This window comes from Streptomyces sp. MZ04 (assembly GCF_004684775.1).
Classification (GTDB): Bacteria; Actinomycetota; Actinomycetes; order Streptomycetales; family Streptomycetaceae; genus Streptomyces.
The window spans coordinates 1-17,832 of the sequence record NZ_SRIC01000172.1; the positions used below are offsets into that span (position 1 = coordinate 1).

Sequence of the window (17,832 nt, forward strand, 5' to 3'; positions counted from 1 at the left end):
GGGGAGTGATCAGGGGTGTGATCGGGGGTGTGATCGGGGAGTGACGCGCATCTCTGGACGCTCTGGTGACTGCCGGGTAACCTAAGGCTGAGCAAGCGCTTAGTCGTCGTAGGTCGTAGGCAGAGGGAGTTCTCCGTGCGCCGTACCGTTTTCAATGAGGACCACGAGGCGTTCCGGGAGACCCTGCGCGCCTTCATCGAGGCCGAGGTCGTCCCGGTCCACGAGGAGTGGTTCGCCGCCGGTCAGGTGCCGCGCGAGTTCTACTACAAGCTCGCCGAGCTCGGCGTCTTCGGCATCAGCGTCCCCGAGGAGTTCGGCGGCGCGGGCATCGAGTCGCACAAGTTCGAGGCCATCCAGTACGAGGAGACCTCCCGTGCGGGCGTCACCTTCGGCGGCTCCGGTGTGCACGTGCTGCTCGCCCTGCCGTACATCAAGGCGCTCGGCACCGACGAGCAGAAGAAGCGCTACCTCGAGAAGTTCGTCTCCGCCGAGGAGATGTGGGCCCTGGCGATGACCGAGCCGGGCACCGGCTCCGACCTCGCGGGCATGAAGACCACCGCCAAGCTCTCCGAGGACGGCACGCACTACGTCCTCAACGGCTCCAAGACCTTCATCACCGGCGGTGTGCACGCCGACCGCGTGATCGTCTGCGCCCGCACCTCCGCGCCCACCGCCGAGGACCGCCGCTTCGGCATCTCCCTCTTCGCCGTCGACACCAAGTCCGAGGGCTACTCCATCGGCCGCAAGCTCGACAAGCTCGGCCTGAAGACCTCGGACACCGCCGAGCTCGCGTTCGTCGACGTCAAGGTGCCCGTCGAGGACCTCCTCGGCGAGGAGAACAAGGGCTTCTACTACCTCGGCGCCAACCTGCCGTCCGAGCGCTGGGGCATCGCCTACGGCGCGTACGCGCAGGCCAAGGCCGCCGTCCGGTTCGCCAAGGAGTACGTCCAGGACCGCACGGTCTTCGGCAAGACGGTCGCCTCCTTCCAGAACACCAAGTTCGAGCTGGCCGCCTGCCAGGCCGAGGTGGACGCCGCCGAGGCCGTCGCGGACCGCGCCCTCGAGGCCCTGGACGCCGGCGAGCTGACCGCCGCCGAGGCCGCGTCCGCGAAGCTGTTCAACACCGAGGTCGCGCACCGCGTCATCGACAAGTGCCTCCAGCTGCACGGCGGGTACGGCTTCATGAACGAGTACCCCATCGCCCGCCTGTACGCGGACAACCGCGTCAACCGCATCTACGGCGGCACCAGCGAGGTCATGAAGATGATCATCGCCAAGGACATGGGCCTGTAGAGACCGCCCAGTAGACCTGTAGCCCCGTAGAGACCGCCCTGTAGAACTGCATTCATGAACCAGGCACTTGAGTCCCTCCTCGATCTGCTCGACCTCGAGCAGATCGAGGAGGACATCTTCCGGGGCGTGAGCCGATCGGCGCTCGTCCCGCGCGTCTTCGGCGGCCAGGTGGCCGCCCAGGCGCTCGTGGCGGCCGGACGCACGGTCCCCGCCGACCGGCCCGCGCACTCCCTGCACGCGTACTTCCTGCGTGCGGGGGACCCGGGCGCGCCGATCGTCTACACCGTCGACCGGATCCGCGACGGCCGCTCCTTCACCACACGCCGGGTCGTCGCCGTCCAGCACGGGCAGCCGATCTTCCACCTCTCCGCGTCCTTCCAGACGCACGAGGAGGGCCTGGAGCACCAGACCGGGATGCCGTCGGCGCCGGACCCGGAGACGCTGCCGACCGCTGCCGAGATGCTGCCGCGTCATCTGCCCGCCGATGTCGCCGAGCGTCTTGTCGAGGCCCGCGCGGCCGTCGACCTGCGCTATGCGGACGTGCCGCCCTGGGGCACGGTCGGGCAGCCGCGGGAGCCGCGCTCGCAGGTGTGGTTCCGCACCAACGGCAAGCTGGCCGACCACCCCTTGCTGCACGTCTGCCTCGCCACGTACGTCTCCGACATGACGCTGCTCGACTCGGTGCTGCTCGCGCACGGCCGGGGCGGCTGGGCGGTCGGCGACGTCGTCGGAGCGTCGCTCGACCACGCGATGTGGTTCCACCGCCCCTTCAGGGCGGACGAATGGCTTCTGTACGACCAGGAGTCGCCATCGGCGTCCGGCGGGCGCGGCCTCGGCCAGGCGCGGATCTGGACGCAGGACGGACAGCTCGCGGTGACGGTGATCCAGGAGGGCGTGGTCCGCGTCCCCCGCTAAGGCCTGACCCACCGGACAGGCCCTGGGGGGTCCCCTTCGGGCGGCCCGGTTTCGCGGCCGCCGCCGATCGGACATACCGTCCGATACATGAGTGAGCAATCGTCCGGGTCCGGCGCCGGGTCCGGCGGTGAGAGCGTCTTCACCGTCATCGTCGCGGCCGTCGCCAACCTCGGGATCGCGCTCGCCAAGGCCGTCGCCGGTGTCATCAGCGGATCCAGCGCGATGCTCTCCGAGGCGGCGCACTCGGTGGCCGACACCGTCACCGAACTGATGCTGCTGGTCTCCCTCAAGAGCGGCGAGCGGCCCCCCGACGAGGACCACCCGCTCGGCTACGGAGGCGCCCGTTACGTCTGGGCGCTCCTCGCCTCCGTCGCCACCTTCGTCGGCGGCGGCGTCTTCGCCGTCTACGACGGCATCCACACCCTCACGCACGGCGAGGACCCGGGCGACCCGCTCATCTCGTACATCGTGCTCGGCGTCGCCTTCCTCCTGGAGAGCTACTCGCTGCGGACCGGCCTCAAGCAGGCGCGCGGCGAGGCGGACCGCTTCGGAGTGAAGCTCAGGCGCTATCTGCGGCACACCCCCGACACCGCGGTGAAGGCCGTGGTCCTCGAGGACTCCGCGGCGCTCGCCGGCCTGGCGCTCGCCGCGGCCGGTCTGCTCGGCGGGCAGCTCACCGGGTCCGGCGTGTGGGACGGCGTCGCGTCGCTGTGCATCGGCGTGCTGCTCGTGTACGTCGCCTGGGTCCTCGGGCACGCCAACTCCGAGCTGCTCATCGGACGCCCGCTGCCCAAGGAGATGCGCCGGAGCATCCGCGAGGAACTCCTCGCCTCCGAGCACGTCGAAGCCGTGCTGGAACTGACCACGCTGCTCCAGGGCCCGCGCGAGGCGCTCGTCGCCGCCAAGGTCGACTTCCGCGACACCTCCACGGCGGCCCAGGTCGAGTGGGCCTGTGAGCAGGCCGAGCGGAGACTGCGGGAGCGATTCCCCGCCGTACGACGCGTCTACCTGGACCCGACGCCGGGATTCGCGCAGCGGCGCGAGGAGGGCCTCAACCCGTGGCCGTGAGTCCCGTGGCCGTGAGTCAGGCCTCCGGAGTGAGCCCCGCCGCGTCCAGGAGGTACGCCGTCATCGGGTCGTAGAAGCGCGGGCTCGTGACGTGGTCGTCCAGCGGGACCGTCACCTGGAGGGTGCCCTCGGCCTCGCCGATGAACAGCGCCGGGTCGTTGCAGTCCGCGTACCCGACGGAGTCGATGCCGCGCTGGCCGGCCCGTCCCGCCCAGCCGTGGTCGGCGACGACCAGGTTCGGCTGCGGGCGGCCCTCGCGCTCCAGGCCGTCCAGGATCGCGTTCATCGGCTCGGGGGAGTGCGTGTGCCACAGCGTCGCGCCGCGCTCCAGCATCGCCACGTCCGCGAACTGGAAGACCATGCCCTCGTCGGCGGTGAGGCCCTCCGGGATGACGACGATCTCGCAGCCCGCCGTGCGCAGCGCGGCCGCCGTCGCGCGGTGCACGTCGAGCAGGCCCCCGGGGTGGCCGGTCGCGAAAAGGACCCGCTCCTTGCCGGCTGCCGCCTTACGGAGACGGGCGGCCATCCGCTCCAGGGCGTCGACCGTCAGCTCCGGGTCGATCGTGTCCTGCCCCTGCCGGTACTCCGCGTCGTCGATGACACCGCACCGCTCGGCCATCACCGCGAGGACGTCCTGCTCGTCGCTCCAGCGGTCGCCGAGCTCCAGGCCGAGCCAGTAGTGGCGGTCGCCGTTCGCGAGCTTCCTGTAGTGGCTGAGGTTGTTCTCGCGGGGGGTGGCGACATCGCCCGCGATGCGGGAGCGTACGAGATGGTCGACGAGCGCGGCGCGGTTGGGTATCGGCATGGACCTATTGTGCCGTTGCTCGGGCCGCGGGGCCGGGGCGTCTTGGAGCCTGGACCGTGTGATCTGCCTTTCGTCTGTGGGCCGTACGTGGCTGGGCGCGCAGTTCCTCGCGCCCCTTACGGGGCCCGGTTCAGGGCGAACCACAGCTCCATCCGTACATCCGGATCGTCCAAGTCCGCCTCCAGGAGTGCCGCGCAGCGCGCGACGCGCTGGCGCACCGTGTTGCGGTGCACCCCCAGTGCCGTTGCCGTGCGGTCCCAACTGCCGTGCAGGGAGAGCCAGGTGCGCAGGGTCTCGGTGAGGGGCCGGCTGGCGCCGAGCGGGGCGAGCAGCACGCGCGCGTGGGCGTCGGCCTCGGCGGGTGCGATCAGCGCGGCGATGCCCGCCTCGCGGTGCCGGACCAGCGGCGCCCGGGTCGCTTCCGCGCGGCGCAGGGCGCGGGCCGCCTGGGCGTCGGCGGCGGGCAGGTCGCCGGTGGCGGCGGGTGCGGAGGCGCCGAGGGTCCAGCCGGACTGCTCGGTGATCTCGCGGTCGGCGGGCAGCAGCAGCCGTGCGACGTCGTCGCCCGCGTCGACCAGGCCGCTGTCCAGCGCCGCCGCGAGCGCGGACGCGGCCGTGGCGCGGGCCACCGGATCGGCACCGGCGTCCCCGCGCGCGTGCACCACGGTCCAGCGCTCGGCCCCCAGGAGCGGCGTGACATCACCTGCCGCCGAACCGAGGAGCAGCCGCACGAGCGCCGCCGAACGCGTGGACTCGGCGGCCCCCTGGTGCTTGCCGGTGAGGAGGGAGAGCAGGACGATCGCGACCCCGGTGATGGTGTGGTCACCGGGTTCGCGCTGCTCGGCGGCGACGCCGAGCGCGTACCCCTGACCGCCGCCGAGCGCGTACGCCGCGAGCTGGGTGCCGCCCACGGAGTCGGTGGCGGAGGCGGGGCTCGGGCCGGTCCTGCCGCCGGGGCGAACGACCCCGGCGAGATCGCACAACGCGTTGCGTGCCCCCGGCTCCGGCGTCGTCCCCGCCGTGTGCAGCACCACCCCGTCCGGCGCGTACAGGACCGTCAAGGCGCCCAGGCGGGCCGCCAGCTGGCGCAGCACCGCCGGGACCGGGTCCGGCCGTGCGGCGGCCGTGGCGAGGCCCTGCTGGGCCTCCGTCACCCGGCGCAGCTCCGCGAGCCTGGCCTCCGCCACCAGCTGCCACACCGCGCGGGCGACCCCGCTGAACGTCGTACGCGGCGGCACCTCCAGAAGGGGCAGCCCATAGCGGTCGCAGGCCGTCACCAGGGCGCGCGGCACCGTGTCGTGCACAGGGGCCACCCCGAAGCCGAGCGCCGCGCCGCCCGCCTCCACGATGCGCGCTACGTAGTCGTCGAGATAGACGCCCGCGCCCGCCGGGTCCGTGATGTGCACGCCCGCCGTCAACAGCAGCTCGCCGCCCAGGAGATACGGATACGGATCCGCCATCTCCGAGGTGTGCACCCAGTGGATGGCCGCCCCCGAAGAGGCGGCGTCGGGGCCCGCGATCTGGCGCAGGCCCAGGTCCTCCCGGGCGAGGAGGGCGGTCAGCGGGACGGGCGGGGTCGGGGGAGCGATGGAAGAGGTGGGTGAGCCAGGTGATGAAGGTGAGGCAGATGATGCGGCAGGGTCCGGCACGGTGGACGTTCCATCCATCTCGGTCGCTAGGAGTGGATGAAACGTACACTTCAGCGTTGCTTTCCGGCCACCTAAGGTCGTGCCGACCACAGGCCGCGGGTACGGGCGGATGTCCCCACGGCCGGTCATCACCCCCACCTGCATCACCCCCATCTGCACGACACGCCACCGAGGTGCGCGAAGGAGACCCTTATGGCCGTCGACTACACAGTGATCGTCGTCTATCTCGCCGGCATGCTCGCCATGGGCTGGTGGGGCATGCGCCGCGCCAAGTCCAAGAGCGAGTTCCTGGTCGCCGGACGCCGCCTCGGGCCCTGGATGTACTCCGGGACCATGGCCGCCATCGTCCTCGGCGGCGCCTCCACCATCGGCGGCGTCGGCCTCGGCTACCAGTACGGGCTCTCCGGCGCCTGGATGGTCGTCACCATCGGCCTCGGGCTGCTGGCGCTGAGCGTCTTCTTCTCGGCGCGCATCGCACGCCTGAAGGTCTACACCGTCTCCGAGATGCTCGACCTCCGCTACGGCGGCCGCGCGGGCGTCATCTCCGGAGTCGTCATGTGGGCGTACACGCTGATGCTCGCGGTCACCTCGACCATCGCGTACGCCACGATCTTCGACGTCATCTTCGACATGAACCGGACGCTCGCGATCATCCTCGGCGGCTCCATCGTCGTCGCGTACTCGACGCTCGGCGGCATGTGGTCGATCACGCTCACCGACATGGTGCAGTTCGTGGTCAAGACGATCGGCGTGCTGCTCCTGCTGCTGCCCATCGCGGTCGTCAAGGCCGGCGGCTTCAGCGAGATGAAGGCCAAGCTGCCCACCGAGTACTTCGACCCGCTGGGCATAGGCGGCGAGACGATCTTCACGTACGTCCTGATCTATACGTTCGGCATGCTCATCGGGCAGGACATCTGGCAGCGCGTCTTCACCGCGCGCAGCGACAAGGTCGCCCGCTACGGAGGCACCGTCGCCGGTACGTACTGCCTGGTCTACGCGATCGCGGGCGCCGTCATCGGCACGGCGGCCAAGGTCATGTACCCGAAGCTGCCGAGCGCGGACGCGGCCTTCGCCACCATCGTCAAGGACGAACTGCCCATGGGGGTGCGGGGACTGGTCCTCGCCGCCGCGCTCGCCGCCGTGATGTCCACGTCCTCCGGCGCGCTGATCGCGTGCGCCACCGTCGCCAACAACGACATCTGGTCGCGGCTGCGGGGCGCCGTGAAGTCCGACGGAGCGGGCGACGAGCCGCACGACGAGGTGAAGGGCAACCGCCTCTTCATCCTGATCATGGGCATCGCCGTCGTCTGTATCGCCATCGCGCTCAACGACGTCGTCCAGGCGCTGACCGTCGCCTACAACCTGCTCGTCGCCGGTCTTCTCGTGCCGATCCTCGGCGGGCTGCTGTGGAAGCGCGGCACGGCGCCCGGCGCTCTCGCGGCCGTCGCCACCGGTGGCCTCTCGGTCATCGGGCTCATGTGGGGCTACGGAATCCTCGCCAACGAGCCCATCTACTACGGCCTCCTGACGTCCCTGGCCGTGTACGTCGTCGTCTCCCTCGCCACGAAGCCGACCGACGCGGCGGTCCTCGCCGCCTGGCGCGAGCGGCTCGCGGGGCGGGTAACGCAGGAGGAGGCGGAACCGGAAGCTCCGGTAGCCGTCTAGCTTTGCGCGCGGCCCGCTGCCGGTGCTCACTGTCAGTGGGCCGCGCGACACTTGAAAACGCAGCACTCGCATCAGCAGGAGGAAACCGACCATGACCAGCGCCGAGACCCCGACCCCCCGCGGCCCCGTCGACTCCTCCCGCATTCCCCGGTACGCGGGCCCGGCGACGTACGCCCGGCTGCCCCGTCTGGACGAGGTCGGCGGCAAGACGGACATCGCCGTGGTCGGCGTGCCCTTCGACACGGGTGTCTCGTACCGCCCCGGCGCCCGCTTCGGCGGCAACGCGATCCGCGAGGCCTCGCGCCTCCTGCGCCCCTACAACCCGGCGCAGGACGCGTCCCCCTTCGCGCTCGCGCAGGTCGCGGACGCGGGCGACATAGCCGCCAACCCGTTCAACATCAACGAGGCCGTCGAGACGATCGAGGCCGCCGCCGACGACCTGCTCGGCTCGGGCGCCCGCATGATGACGCTGGGCGGCGACCACACCATCGCCCTGCCGTTGCTGCGTTCCGTCGCCAAGAAGCACGGCCCGGTCGCCCTGCTGCACTTCGACGCGCACCTGGACACCTGGGACACGTACTTCGGCGCCGAGTACACGCACGGCACCCCGTTCCGCCGCGCGGTGGAGGAGGGCATCCTCGACACCGAGGCGCTCTCCCACGTCGGCACGCGCGGCCCGCTGTACGGCAAGCAGGACCTCACCGACGACGAGAAGATGGGCTTCGGCATCGTCACCTCGGCGGACATCTACCGCCGCGGCGCCGACGAGGTCGCCGACCAGCTGCGCCAGCGCATCGGCGACCGCCCGCTGTACATCTCCATCGACATCGACTGCCTGGACCCGGCGCACGCGCCCGGCACGGGCACCCCGGAGGCGGGCGGCATGACGTCGCGCGAGCTCCTGGAGATCCTGCGGGGGCTCTCCTCCTGCAACCTCGTCTCGGCGGACGTCGTCGAGGTCGCCCCCGCCTACGACCACGCGGAGATCACGGCCGTCGCCGCCTCGCACACCGCGTACGAGCTGACGACGATCATGTCCCGCCAGATCGCGGAGGGGCGGGCGGCCAAGTGACGCACGACCACGACGTAGTACTGCGGCCGACGGAGGCACAGACCGAGGCCGCCCTGAACCCGCCCCCGGGGCGCAACGGCGGCGACCTCGTCGTCGAGACCCTCCAGGGCCTCGGCGCGACGACGGTCTTCGGACTCCCCGGCCAGCACGCGCTCGGCATGTTCGACGCCCTGCGCCGCTCGTCCCTCTCGTACGTCGGACTGCGCGTCGAGAACAACACGGGCTTCGCGGCGGACGCGTACGGCCGGATCACCGGAGAGGTCGCCCCGCTGCTCCTCTCCACCGGCCCCGGAGCGCTGACCTCGCTCGCCGCGCTCCAGGAGGCGGCGGCCGGGTCGTCACCCGTGCTTGCGATCGGCAGCCAGGTCCCGGTGGCGGGCCTCGGCGGCGGCCGGCACGGCTATCTGCACGAGCTGCGCGACCAGCAGGCCTCGTTCAGGGACGTGGTCAAGTCCGTCCACACGGTCCGCACGGCCTCGCAGATCCCCTCCGCGATCGCCGCGGCCTGGGAGTCGGCGCTGACCGCCCCGCACGGCCCGGTGTGGGTGGAGATCCCGCAGGACGTGCTGCTCGCGGAGACGACCCTGCCCGTCGTCACGGCCATGGACGCGACCCCGGACGAGGTCGTGCCGCGCCCCGAGCTGACCGCCGTGGCGGCCGATCTGCTGTCCCGGGCCGAGCGCCCGGCGATCATCGCGGGCGGCGGAGTCGTACGTTCGGACGCGAGCGGCAAACTCCTCGCTCTCGCCGAGCTGGTGAACGCTCCCGTCGTCACGACCTTCGGCGGCAAGGGCGCGTTCCCCTGGGAGCACCCGCTGTCGCTCCAGTCGTGGCTCGAGGACCGGTACACGACGGACTTCCTGGAGGACGCGGACGTCCTCCTGGTGGTCGGCTCGGGTCTGGGTGAACTCTCCTCGAACTACCACACGTTCAAGCCGCGCGGCCGGGTCATCCAGGTCGAGGCGGACGCGGGGAAGCTGGAGTCCAACCACCCGGCGCTCGGCATCCACGCGGACGCGCGCCTTGCGCTGTCCGCGCTCCTGGAGACGATCGACGCCCCCAGGGAGGACCCTTCGGCCCCCGAGCGGGTGAAGGCCGTCCTGGATCTGGTCAGGGACCGGATCGCCGCCCAGGACCTCACCCTGGAGCAGCAGGTCCTCGCGTCGGTGCGCGCGGCCCTCCCGGACACGTCCCCGTCCTTCTGGGACATGACGATCCTGGCGTACTGGGCGTGGTCCGCCTTCGACGCACGCCACCCGAACACGATGCACTCCGCCCAGGGCGCGGGCGGCCTCGGCTACGGCTTCCCCGCCGCCATCGGCGCGGCCGCCGCGGACCCCTCGAAGCCGGTCCTGGCCGTCTCGGGAGACGGCGGCGCGATGTACTCCATCGCGGAACTGGCCTCGGCCAAGCAGCACGACCTGCCGGTCACCTGGCTGATCGTGGACGACGGCGGCTACGGCATCCTGCGGGAGTACATGGCGGACGCCTTCGGCGAACCCACGGCGACGGAACTGTCGCGGCCCGATTTCGTCGCGCTCGCGGAGTCCTTCGGGGTGCCGGGTATCCGTACGACTCCGGAGTCCCTCCGCGACGACCTCGCGAAGGCGCTGGCGACACCCGGTCCGTCGGTTGTCGTGCTGCCGGCACTGCTGCGGATGTTCGAGCCGACGCATCTCTGAGCTGCTTGCAGAGAGCTACTTGCAGAGAGCCGCTCGCAGAGAGCTGCTTGCAAAGAAGCGCCGAGTCCCGGCGGCACACCGTGACATGCGGTGCGGCGCCGGGACTTCGCCGCGTGAAGGGCTACTGACTCAGCCGGCCCTCGGCACGGCCGATGGCTGCCAGAACCCGCCGCACCTGCCGGCACGCCGCCGGGATCGGTCCCAGGACCGGCACAGCGAAACGGCCCTGCAATGCCTCGGCGGCCTCGCCCAGTGGCCCGCCGCCGATGATCACCGCCTCGGCGCCGTCGTCGGCGACGCACGCCGCGACCGCTTCGCCCAGGCGCTCCCGCATCAGCTCGGGGGCGGCCGCCAGTTCCTGCGGGTCACCCGGGGTCAGACGAATGCCGGTGCACCGGGCGGAGTGGCCGAGCCGGTCGACGCGGGCCGCGATGGCGTCGGCGAGGCCGGGAGTCGTCGTGGCGATCCCGAACCGACGTCCGCCCGCAGCCGCCTCCGTCATGGCCGCCTCGGCGATCCCCACGACGGGAACCCGGGCCTCCGCACGCAGTTGTTCGACTCCTGGATCACCGAACGCGCTCACCACCAGCGCCGCGACCCGTTCCCCGTCCGGACCCGCGAGGGTCCGCCGTGCCGCGGCCACCACCTGCGGCCCCGCGGCACGCAACAAGCTCTCCGTGACCAGCATCGGGGGCCCCTCGGCCACGGTGACGCCATGGACCTCGAAGCCGTCCTCCGGCCGCAGCGTGCGCCGGGCGATCCCGGCCATCATCGCCGTGGCGGCCTGCGAGGTATTGGGATTGATCAGGACTACGACGCTCACTTGCCGTCCTCTTCCATGGACTGCCCGAAGGTCTCCGGCGGAATCTGTACGGACACGGCAAGGCCCACGAAGAGTATGCCGATCAGGGTGAACATGCCCGCCGTTGCGAATCTGCTCGCCGACGATGTCTCGCAGGGGCTTCCGATTGCGGTACAGCTTTGGAGGATGACGACGTCACGGCCCTCTGCTCACACTCGTTCGACGGGTCGGGCGGAACGCTCAGAGGTCGAGGACGGCGCGCAGCGCGTCGTCGACGACGGCCATCTGCTCGGGTGTCACCGAGCCGTGGCGGGTTCCTGTTTCGAAGCGGGCCGCGGAGAGCTGGACGAGGTTGACCGAGACGACGGAGGCGTCGACCGGGTCCGTGAGGCGGACACTCATGGCCGTGTCGGGATGGGCGGCGGGCGCGTGCAGCACCAGCGCCAGAACGGCGCCGTACGCGTCGGCGAGCCCGGTCAGGCTCACGATGAGGACGGTGCGCGTTCCCTTGCCCGTGTCGACGTCCCAGACATCCCCCCTGGCGATCGTCACAGGGCGTCGCCCTCCCCGTCGAGGTCGAGCGGCCGGCCGAGCGCGGCGAGCTTGCGAGCCGCGTCCAGCGTCATCTGCCGGCGTACGGCCTGCACGATGTACGCGTTCAGTGATGGTGCGTCGGCGGCCGCATCGCGCAGCGCGTCGTCCATGGTGTCGGGTATCCGCACGGTGACTACACTCATGCCACCAAATTTAGCTACACCTCTCGGGCGCGTCCAGGCCCGTGTGCCCCCTGGTCCTAGGCCTGTCCTAGGCCCATAGGCCCGTCTTTGTTGCAGCGGGATGAAATCAGCGCCCCATCAGGTTGTGCCTCTCGGCAGGTCAGGTCGACGGGAGGCATCTGGTGGCGGAGCAACGGGGCGGGGTCGGGCCGGAGGAATCCGGCTGGGCGGATGGGGTCTCCCCTGCTCGAGCGGAGCCGAGACCTTGGGGAAGGCTGACCGGGTACGCGTGGCGGTACCCGAAGGACGTCGTGCTCGCGCTCGGGGCCTCCCTCGGCGGCATGGCCGTCATGGCGCTCGTCCCGCTGATCACCAAGGTGATCATCGATGACGTCGTCGAGGACCAGACCCGGTCCATGCTCCCCTGGGCGGGAGCCCTCGTCGGCGCCGCCGCCATCGTGTACGTCCTCACCTACATCCGCCGCTACTACGGCGGCCGCCTCGCCCTCGACGTCCAGCACGATCTCCGTACCGAGATGTACGACACGATCACCCGGCTCGACGGGCGGCGGCAGGACGAGCTGTCCACCGGGCAGGTCGTCGGGCGGGCGACGAGTGACCTTCAGCTGATCCAGGGCCTGCTCTTCATGTTGCCGATGACCATCGGCAACATCCTCCTCTTCGTGATCTCCCTCGTGATCATGGCGTGGCTCTCGCTGCCGCTCACCCTCGTCGCGCTCGCCGTCGCCCCCGCCCTGTGGTTCATCGCCAAGCGCAGCCGCAACCGCCTGCACCCCTCGACCTGGTACGCGCAGGCCCAGGCCGCCGCCGTCGCCGGAGTCGTGGACGGCTCCGTCTCCGGCGTACGCGTCGTGAAGGGCTTCGGCCAGGAGGAGCAGGAGACCGGGAAGCTCAGGGAGGTCGGGCGCAAGCTCTTCGCGGGGCGGCTTCGGACCATCCGGCTCAACTCCAAGTACACGCCCGCCCTGCAGGCCGTGCCCGCCCTCGGGCAGGTCGCGATGCTGGCGCTCGGCGGCTGGCTCGCGGTGCGCGGGCAGATCACGCTCGGTACGTTCGTTGCCTTCTCCAGCTATCTCGCCCAGCTCGTCGGCCCGGTGCGGATGCTCGCCATGGTCCTCACCGTCGGGCAGCAGGCACGGGCCGGCGCCGAGCGCGTGCTCGAGCTCATCGACACCGAGCCGACGCTCGAGGACGGCAAGAAGGAGCTGCCCGCCGACGCCCCGGCGACCGTCGAGTTCGACGACGTGTCGTTCGCGTACGAGGACAGCCGGCCCGTCCTCGACGGGCTCTCCTTCGAGATCAGGCCCGGCGAGACCCTCGCCGTCGTCGGCTCGTCCGGCAGCGGGAAGTCCACCGTCTCGCTGCTGCTTCCCCGCTTCTACGACGTGACGCACGGCGCCGTCCTCGTCGGCGGGCACGACGTGCGCGAGCTGGCCGCCGACTCGCTGCGGGCCGCCATCGGGCTCGTACCGGAAGATTCGTTCCTCTTCTCCGACACCGTGCGGGCGAACATCGCGTACGGAAAGCCGGACGCCGGCCAGGAGGAGATCGAGACCGCCGCCCGCGCCGCCCAGGCCGACCGCTTCATATCCGAGCTGCCCGACGGATACGACACCACCGTCGGCGAGCACGGGCTCACCCTCTCCGGCGGCCAGCGCCAGCGCATCGCGCTCGCCCGCGCCATCCTCACCGACCCCCGGCTGCTCGTTCTGGACGACGCGACGTCGGCGGTGGACGCGCGGGTCGAGCACGAGATCCATGAAGCCCTGCGTGGTGTCATGGTCGGGCGTACGACTCTCCTCATCGCCCACCGCCGGTCCACTCTCCATCTCGCCGACCGCATCGCCGTGCTCGACGGCGGGCGTCTCGCCGCCATCGGCACGCACGAGGAGCTGACGGCGAACTCCGCCCTCTACCGGCGCCTGTTGACCGACCCCGACGAGCTCGGCGGCGTATCGCCCGGCCACGCGGTCCCGGTCGAGCTGCCCGAGGACACCTCCCTGCGCGCGGAGCTCGACGCCGAGTTCGACGCCGAGCGCGGCATCACCCCGCCGCTCTGGGTGGGCGACCGCGAGCCCAAGGACACCGCGCTCTCCGGGATGCCCGCGACGCCCGAACTCCTCGCCCAGGTCGACGCGTTGCCCCCGGCGACCGACACCCCCGGCATCGACGAGGCGCGCGCCGTCACCCCCGAGGAGTCCTACGGCCTGCGCCGCCTCCTCGCCGGGTTCGGTAAGCCGTTGCTGCTCGCCCTGCTCCTCGTCGCCGTCGACGCGGGCATGAGCCTGCTGCTCCCCGTACTGATCCGGCACGGCATCGACGAAGGCGTCTCGCAGCTCGCGCTCGGCGCGGTGTGGGCGGCATCCGGGCTCGCGCTGCTCGCCGTGGTCGTGCAGTGGACGGCGCAGATCGGCGAGACGCGGATGACCGGACGGACGGGTGAGCGGGTGCTCTACTCCCTCCGCCTGAAGATCTTCGCCCAGCTCCAGCGGCTCGGACTCGACTACTACGAGCGGGAGTTGACCGGGCGCATCATGACCCGGATGACGACGGACGTGGACGCCCTCTCCACCTTCCTGCAGACGGGTCTGGTCACCGCCTTCGTCTCCGTCGTCACTTTCTTCGGCATCATGGTCGCGCTCGTCGTGATCGACGTACAGCTCGCGCTCGTCGTCTTCGCGACGCTGCCGCCGCTGATCATCGGTACGTTCTTCTTCCGCCGCTCCAGCGTCAAGGCGTACGAACTCGCCCGCGAGCGGGTTTCGGTGGTCAACGCCGACCTTCAGGAATCCGTCGCGGGTCTGCGCATCGTGCAGGCCTTCCGGCGGGAGCGCTCCGGCGGCAAGAAGTTCGCCGACGCGAGCGCCGACTACCGCAGTGCGCGTATCCGCGGACAGTGGCTGATATCCATCTACTTCCCGTTCGTGCAGCTGCTCTCGGCGGTCGCGGCGGCGGCCGTGCTCATGGTCGGCGCGGGCCGCGTCGAGGCGGGCACGCTGACCACCGGCGCGCTCGTCGCCTATCTCCTCTACATCGACCTGTTCTTCGCGCCCGTCCAGCAGCTCTCGCAGGTCTTCGACGGCTACCAGCAGGCCACCGTCTCGCTCGGCCGCATCCAGGAACTCCTCCGGGAGCCGACCTCGACCGAGGCCGCGGACGAACCCCTCGACGTCCTCTCGCTGCGCGGCGAGATCGCCTTCGAGGACGTCGACTTCGCGTACGGCGGTGAGGAGGAGGCCCTCAGCGACGTCCGCCTGCGGATACCCGCCGGACAGACCGTCGCCTTCGTCGGCGAGACCGGCGCGGGCAAGTCGACCCTGGTCAAACTGGTCGCCCGGTTCTACGACCCGACCGGCGGCCGGGTGACGGTGGACGGCACGGATCTGCGGTCCCTCGATCTGACCTCGTACCGCCACCGCCTCGGTGTCGTCCCGCAGGAGGCCTACCTCTTCGCGGGCACGGTGCGCGACGCGATCGCCTACGGCCGCCCCGACGCCACGGACGCCGAGGTCGAGGCCGCGGCCCGCGCGGTCGGCGCGCACGACATGATCGCCACCCTGGACGGCGGCTACCTCCACGAGGTCTCCGAGCGCGGCCGCAACCTCTCCGCGGGACAGCGCCAGCTGATCGCGCTGGCCCGCGCCGAGCTCGTCGACCCGGACATCCTGCTCCTCGACGAGGCGACCGCCGCCCTCGACCTCGCCACCGAGGCGCAGGTCAACCAGGCCACCGACCGCATCGCGGGCAAGCGCACCACCCTGGTCGTCGCCCACCGCCTCACCACCGCCGCCCGTGCGGACCGAGTGGTCGTGATGGACCACGGCCGGGTCGCCGAGGACGGAACGCACGAGGAACTGCTCGCGCTCGACGGGAACTACGCGCGGCTGTGGCGCACCTTCGTGGGGGAGGCGGAGCCGTCGGCGGCGTGATCGCCGCGCGGGAAGCCGTGAGCAAGCCGTGAAGGAAGCCGTGAAGGAAGCCGTGAGCAAGCCGTGAAGGAAGCCGCGAAGAATCGGGACCGCTTCGCAACCGCGCCCCCTTCGGGACGCGTCCGTACATCAGTACGCTGATGCGGAAGTGGCGGGAGGGGAAACCGATGAGCAACGGTCGAATACGGCGGCGTCTCGCGCTCGGTGGTGCCGTCCTTGCGGCTTCCGTCCTGGTCGGGCTCATCGGCGCGGGCACGGCGCAGGCGCAGGTCTCGGTGGCCCGTTGTGCGGGCCACAAGGTGCGCACCCTCGAGTTCAGCACCGGCAAGGTCGTGATCTACAAGAAGCGCGGATACGTCTGTGCCATCACCCTCGCCAAGAGCCCCGGCGCCCGCAAGACCATGTCCGTCAGCGTCCAGGCCCGCGGCAACCGCCCGGCCAGGGACGCGGGCGAGTACACCCATCACGCGGGCCCGGTGACGGTGCACGCGGGACGCCGTTGCGTGTGGGTGAAGGGCACGGTGGGCGCGGGGAACACCAGCTCGGGCTGGATCCTGTGCTGAGGGTCAGTTTCTGAGGAGAGTGCCCCCTTTGTTGCGTACTGCGCCCTAGTGTGACGCAAGAGCCCCTAGTAGTGAGCGAGTTGCTCCGATAAGTTCCGGCGGACGCAACCGCGAACTTAGGGGAGAGTGCATGCGCAAGGCGCTCAGATGGCTGCTGTCGCTTGTGGTGCTCATAGGCACCGTCGGCACAGTGAGCGCGGCGGGGGCGGCCACAGCCGCCGAGCCGCGGGCCGTCGATACACAGGCCACGGACATAAAGGACCGGCTCCTCGCGATACCGGGCATGAGCCTGATCGAGGAGAAGCCGTACACGGGTTACCGCTACTTCGTCCTCAACTACACCCAGCCGATTGACCACCGGCACCCCTCCAAGGGCACCTTCAAGCAGCGCCTGACGGTGCTGCACAAGGACACCGCCCGCCCCACCGCCTTCTTCACCAGCGGCTACGGAGTCTCGACCAACCCGAGCCGCAGCGAGCCGACGCGGATCATCGACGGCAACCAGGTCTCCATGGAGTACCGCTTCTTCACGCCGTCCCGCCCCGAGCCGGCCGACTGGTCCAAGCTCGACATCTGGCAGGCCGCGAGCGACCAGCACCGCATCTTCAAGGCGCTCAAGCCTATTTACGACAAGAAGTGGGTGGCGACCGGCGGTTCGAAGGGCGGCATGACCGCGACGTACTACGAGCGCTTCTACCCCAAGGACATGGACGGCGTCGTCGCGTACGTCGCCCCGAACGACGTCGTGAACAAGGAGGACTCGGCCTACGACGAGTTCTTCAAGACGGTCGGGACGAAGGAGTGCCGGGCCGCGCTCGAGGCCGTGCAGCGCGAGGCGCTCGTGCGGCGTGAGCCGCTGGAGAAGAAGTACGCCGCGTTCGCCGAGGCGGGCGGCTACACCTTCGAGACCGTCGGGAACCTCGACAAGGCGTACGAGGCGGTCGTCCTCGACCTGGTGTGGGGCTTCTGGCAGTACCAGCCGGAGTCCGCGTGCGCCGACGTCCCTGACGCGTCGTCCGCCTCCGACCAGGCGATCTTCGACTACGTCGACGAGGTGGGCGGCTGGTCCTCCTACACGGACCAGGGTCTGACCCCGTACACGCCGTACTACTACCAGGCCGGTACGCAGCTGGGCTCGCCCGACATCGCCCAGCCCTGGCTCGGCGACCTGAGCCGCTATGGCTACCAGCCGCCGCGGAACTTCGTCCCGCGCTCCATCCCGATGAAGTTCCAGCCGGGTGTGATGCGGGATGTGGACAGCTGGGTGAAGCAGAACTCGCAGCGGATGATGTACGTCTACGGGGAGAACGACCCGTGGGGTGCGGAGCCGTTCCACCCCGCGACGGGCGGCAAGCACGACTCGTACGTCTTCACGGCACCCGGCGGGAACCACGGGGCGAACGTGGCGGGCCTCGTCGCGGACGAGAAGGCGAAGGCGACGGAGCGGATTCAGGCTTGGGCCGGGGTGTCCACTTCGGCGTCACCGAAGCCGCTGGCTCCGTACGACGCGAAGCTGGACCGCAAGGACGCGGACCGGGAGCAGACGCTGCGGCCGTAGATCACCGGCTTCGCCGAGTTCGTCCTCAAACGCCGGACGGGCTGATTGGTTTCAGCCCGGCCGGCGTTTGAGGCCATTCGGGAAGGGGCGGGGT

14 protein-coding genes are annotated in these 17,832 nt (G+C 70.8%); 9 read left to right on the plus strand and 5 right to left on the minus strand.

Going from position 1 to position 17,832, the window contains the following annotated elements; translation table 11 throughout:
• The first annotated feature begins 135 nt into the window (after window positions 1-135).
• From E2651_RS28540 to E2651_RS28550, 3 genes are all read left to right on the plus strand, one after another.
• Window positions 136-1,293, plus strand: a complete 1,158-nt coding sequence (locus E2651_RS28540) for an acyl-CoA dehydrogenase family protein (RefSeq protein ID WP_135334118.1) — start codon at window positions 136-138, stop codon at window positions 1,291-1,293.
• A gap of 54 nt (window positions 1,294-1,347) precedes the next feature.
• A complete protein-coding gene (locus E2651_RS28545) occupies window positions 1,348-2,208 on the plus strand; it encodes an acyl-CoA thioesterase II (RefSeq protein WP_135334119.1) in 861 nt (286 codons plus the stop codon).
• A gap of 87 nt (window positions 2,209-2,295) precedes the next feature.
• Window positions 2,296-3,276: a cation diffusion facilitator family transporter gene (locus E2651_RS28550; protein WP_135334120.1), complete on the plus strand. Its 981-nt coding sequence runs from the start codon at window positions 2,296-2,298 to the stop codon at window positions 3,274-3,276.
• Window positions 3,277-3,292: 16 nt separating this feature from the next.
• On the opposite strand, the gene E2651_RS28555 is transcribed toward E2651_RS28550, so the two are convergent.
• The gene (locus tag E2651_RS28555; RefSeq protein ID WP_135334121.1) at window positions 3,293-4,081 is read right to left on the minus strand and encodes a phosphatase; all 789 of its coding nucleotides are present in this window, start codon (window positions 4,079-4,081) and stop codon (window positions 3,293-3,295) included.
• A gap of 116 nt (window positions 4,082-4,197) precedes the next feature.
• Window positions 4,198-5,670, minus strand: a complete 1,473-nt coding sequence (locus tag E2651_RS28560; RefSeq protein WP_245239306.1) for a PucR family transcriptional regulator — start codon at window positions 5,668-5,670, stop codon at window positions 4,198-4,200.
• Between the two features lie 252 nt (window positions 5,671-5,922).
• Between E2651_RS28560 and E2651_RS28565 the strand changes: the two genes are divergently transcribed.
• From E2651_RS28565 to E2651_RS28575, 3 genes are all read left to right on the plus strand, one after another.
• Complete coding sequence (locus E2651_RS28565; RefSeq protein ID WP_135334123.1) at window positions 5,923-7,395, plus strand: sodium:solute symporter; 1,473 nt, start codon at window positions 5,923-5,925, stop codon at window positions 7,393-7,395.
• Window positions 7,396-7,486: 91 nt separating this feature from the next.
• The gene (speB, locus tag E2651_RS28570; protein WP_135334124.1) at window positions 7,487-8,467 is read left to right on the plus strand and encodes an agmatinase; all 981 of its coding nucleotides are present in this window, start codon (window positions 7,487-7,489) and stop codon (window positions 8,465-8,467) included.
• Entirely contained in the window at window positions 8,464-10,149 is a 1,686-nt protein-coding gene (locus tag E2651_RS28575) for a thiamine pyrophosphate-binding protein (protein WP_135334125.1), read from the plus strand. Before speB ends, E2651_RS28575 begins: the two co-directional genes overlap by 4 nt.
• Before the next feature lie 121 nt (window positions 10,150-10,270).
• Here E2651_RS28575 and E2651_RS28580 read toward each other — a convergent pair whose 3' ends face one another.
• From E2651_RS28580 to E2651_RS28590, 3 genes are all read right to left on the minus strand, one after another.
• The gene (locus E2651_RS28580; RefSeq protein WP_135334126.1) at window positions 10,271-10,972 is read right to left on the minus strand and encodes an aspartate/glutamate racemase family protein; all 702 of its coding nucleotides are present in this window, start codon (window positions 10,970-10,972) and stop codon (window positions 10,271-10,273) included.
• Window positions 10,973-11,191: 219 nt separating this feature from the next.
• Window positions 11,192-11,503 carry a type II toxin-antitoxin system PemK/MazF family toxin gene (locus E2651_RS28585; RefSeq protein ID WP_135334127.1) on the minus strand — a complete coding sequence of 104 codons (312 nt, stop codon included), beginning with the start codon at window positions 11,501-11,503 and terminating at the stop codon, window positions 11,192-11,194.
• Window positions 11,500-11,688 (minus strand): hypothetical protein, encoded by a 189-nt coding sequence (locus E2651_RS28590; protein WP_135334128.1) that lies wholly within the window; start codon window positions 11,686-11,688, stop codon window positions 11,500-11,502. Before E2651_RS28590 ends, E2651_RS28585 begins: the two co-directional genes overlap by 4 nt.
• A gap of 254 nt (window positions 11,689-11,942) precedes the next feature.
• On the opposite strand from E2651_RS28590, the gene E2651_RS28595 reads away from it, so the two are divergent.
• The 3 genes from E2651_RS28595 (at window position 11,943) to E2651_RS28605 (ending at window position 17,738) form a co-directional block, all read left to right on the plus strand.
• Entirely contained in the window at window positions 11,943-15,617 is a 3,675-nt protein-coding gene (locus tag E2651_RS28595; protein WP_245239307.1) for an ABC transporter ATP-binding protein, read from the plus strand.
• Between the two features lie 167 nt (window positions 15,618-15,784).
• Window positions 15,785-16,180: a hypothetical protein gene (locus E2651_RS28600; RefSeq protein WP_135334130.1), complete on the plus strand. Its 396-nt coding sequence runs from the start codon at window positions 15,785-15,787 to the stop codon at window positions 16,178-16,180.
• Window positions 16,181-16,310: 130 nt separating this feature from the next.
• A complete protein-coding gene (locus E2651_RS28605) occupies window positions 16,311-17,738 on the plus strand; it encodes a S28 family serine protease (protein ID WP_135334131.1) in 1,428 nt (475 codons plus the stop codon).
• Window positions 17,739-17,832 lie beyond the last annotated feature (94 nt).

Excerpts from the sequence above, each read along its gene's own strand:
- E2651_RS28545 (WP_135334119.1), top strand. The coding sequence starts at position 1,348 with ATGAACCAGGCACTTGAGTCCCTCCTCGATCTGCTCGACCTCGAGCAG.
- E2651_RS28550 (WP_135334120.1), top strand. The coding sequence starts at position 2,296 with ATGAGTGAGCAATCGTCCGGGTCCGGCGCCGGGTCCGGCGGTGAGAGC.
- E2651_RS28555 (WP_135334121.1), bottom strand. The coding sequence starts at position 4,081 with ATGCCGATACCCAACCGCGCCGCGCTCGTCGACCATCTCGTACGCTCC.
- E2651_RS28565 (WP_135334123.1), top strand. The coding sequence starts at position 5,923 with ATGGCCGTCGACTACACAGTGATCGTCGTCTATCTCGCCGGCATGCTC.
- speB (WP_135334124.1), top strand. The coding sequence starts at position 7,487 with ATGACCAGCGCCGAGACCCCGACCCCCCGCGGCCCCGTCGACTCCTCC.
- E2651_RS28590 (WP_135334128.1), bottom strand. The coding sequence starts at position 11,688 with ATGAGTGTAGTCACCGTGCGGATACCCGACACCATGGACGACGCGCTG.
- E2651_RS28600 (WP_135334130.1), top strand. The coding sequence starts at position 15,785 with ATGAGCAACGGTCGAATACGGCGGCGTCTCGCGCTCGGTGGTGCCGTC.
- E2651_RS28605 (WP_135334131.1), top strand. The coding sequence starts at position 16,311 with ATGCGCAAGGCGCTCAGATGGCTGCTGTCGCTTGTGGTGCTCATAGGC.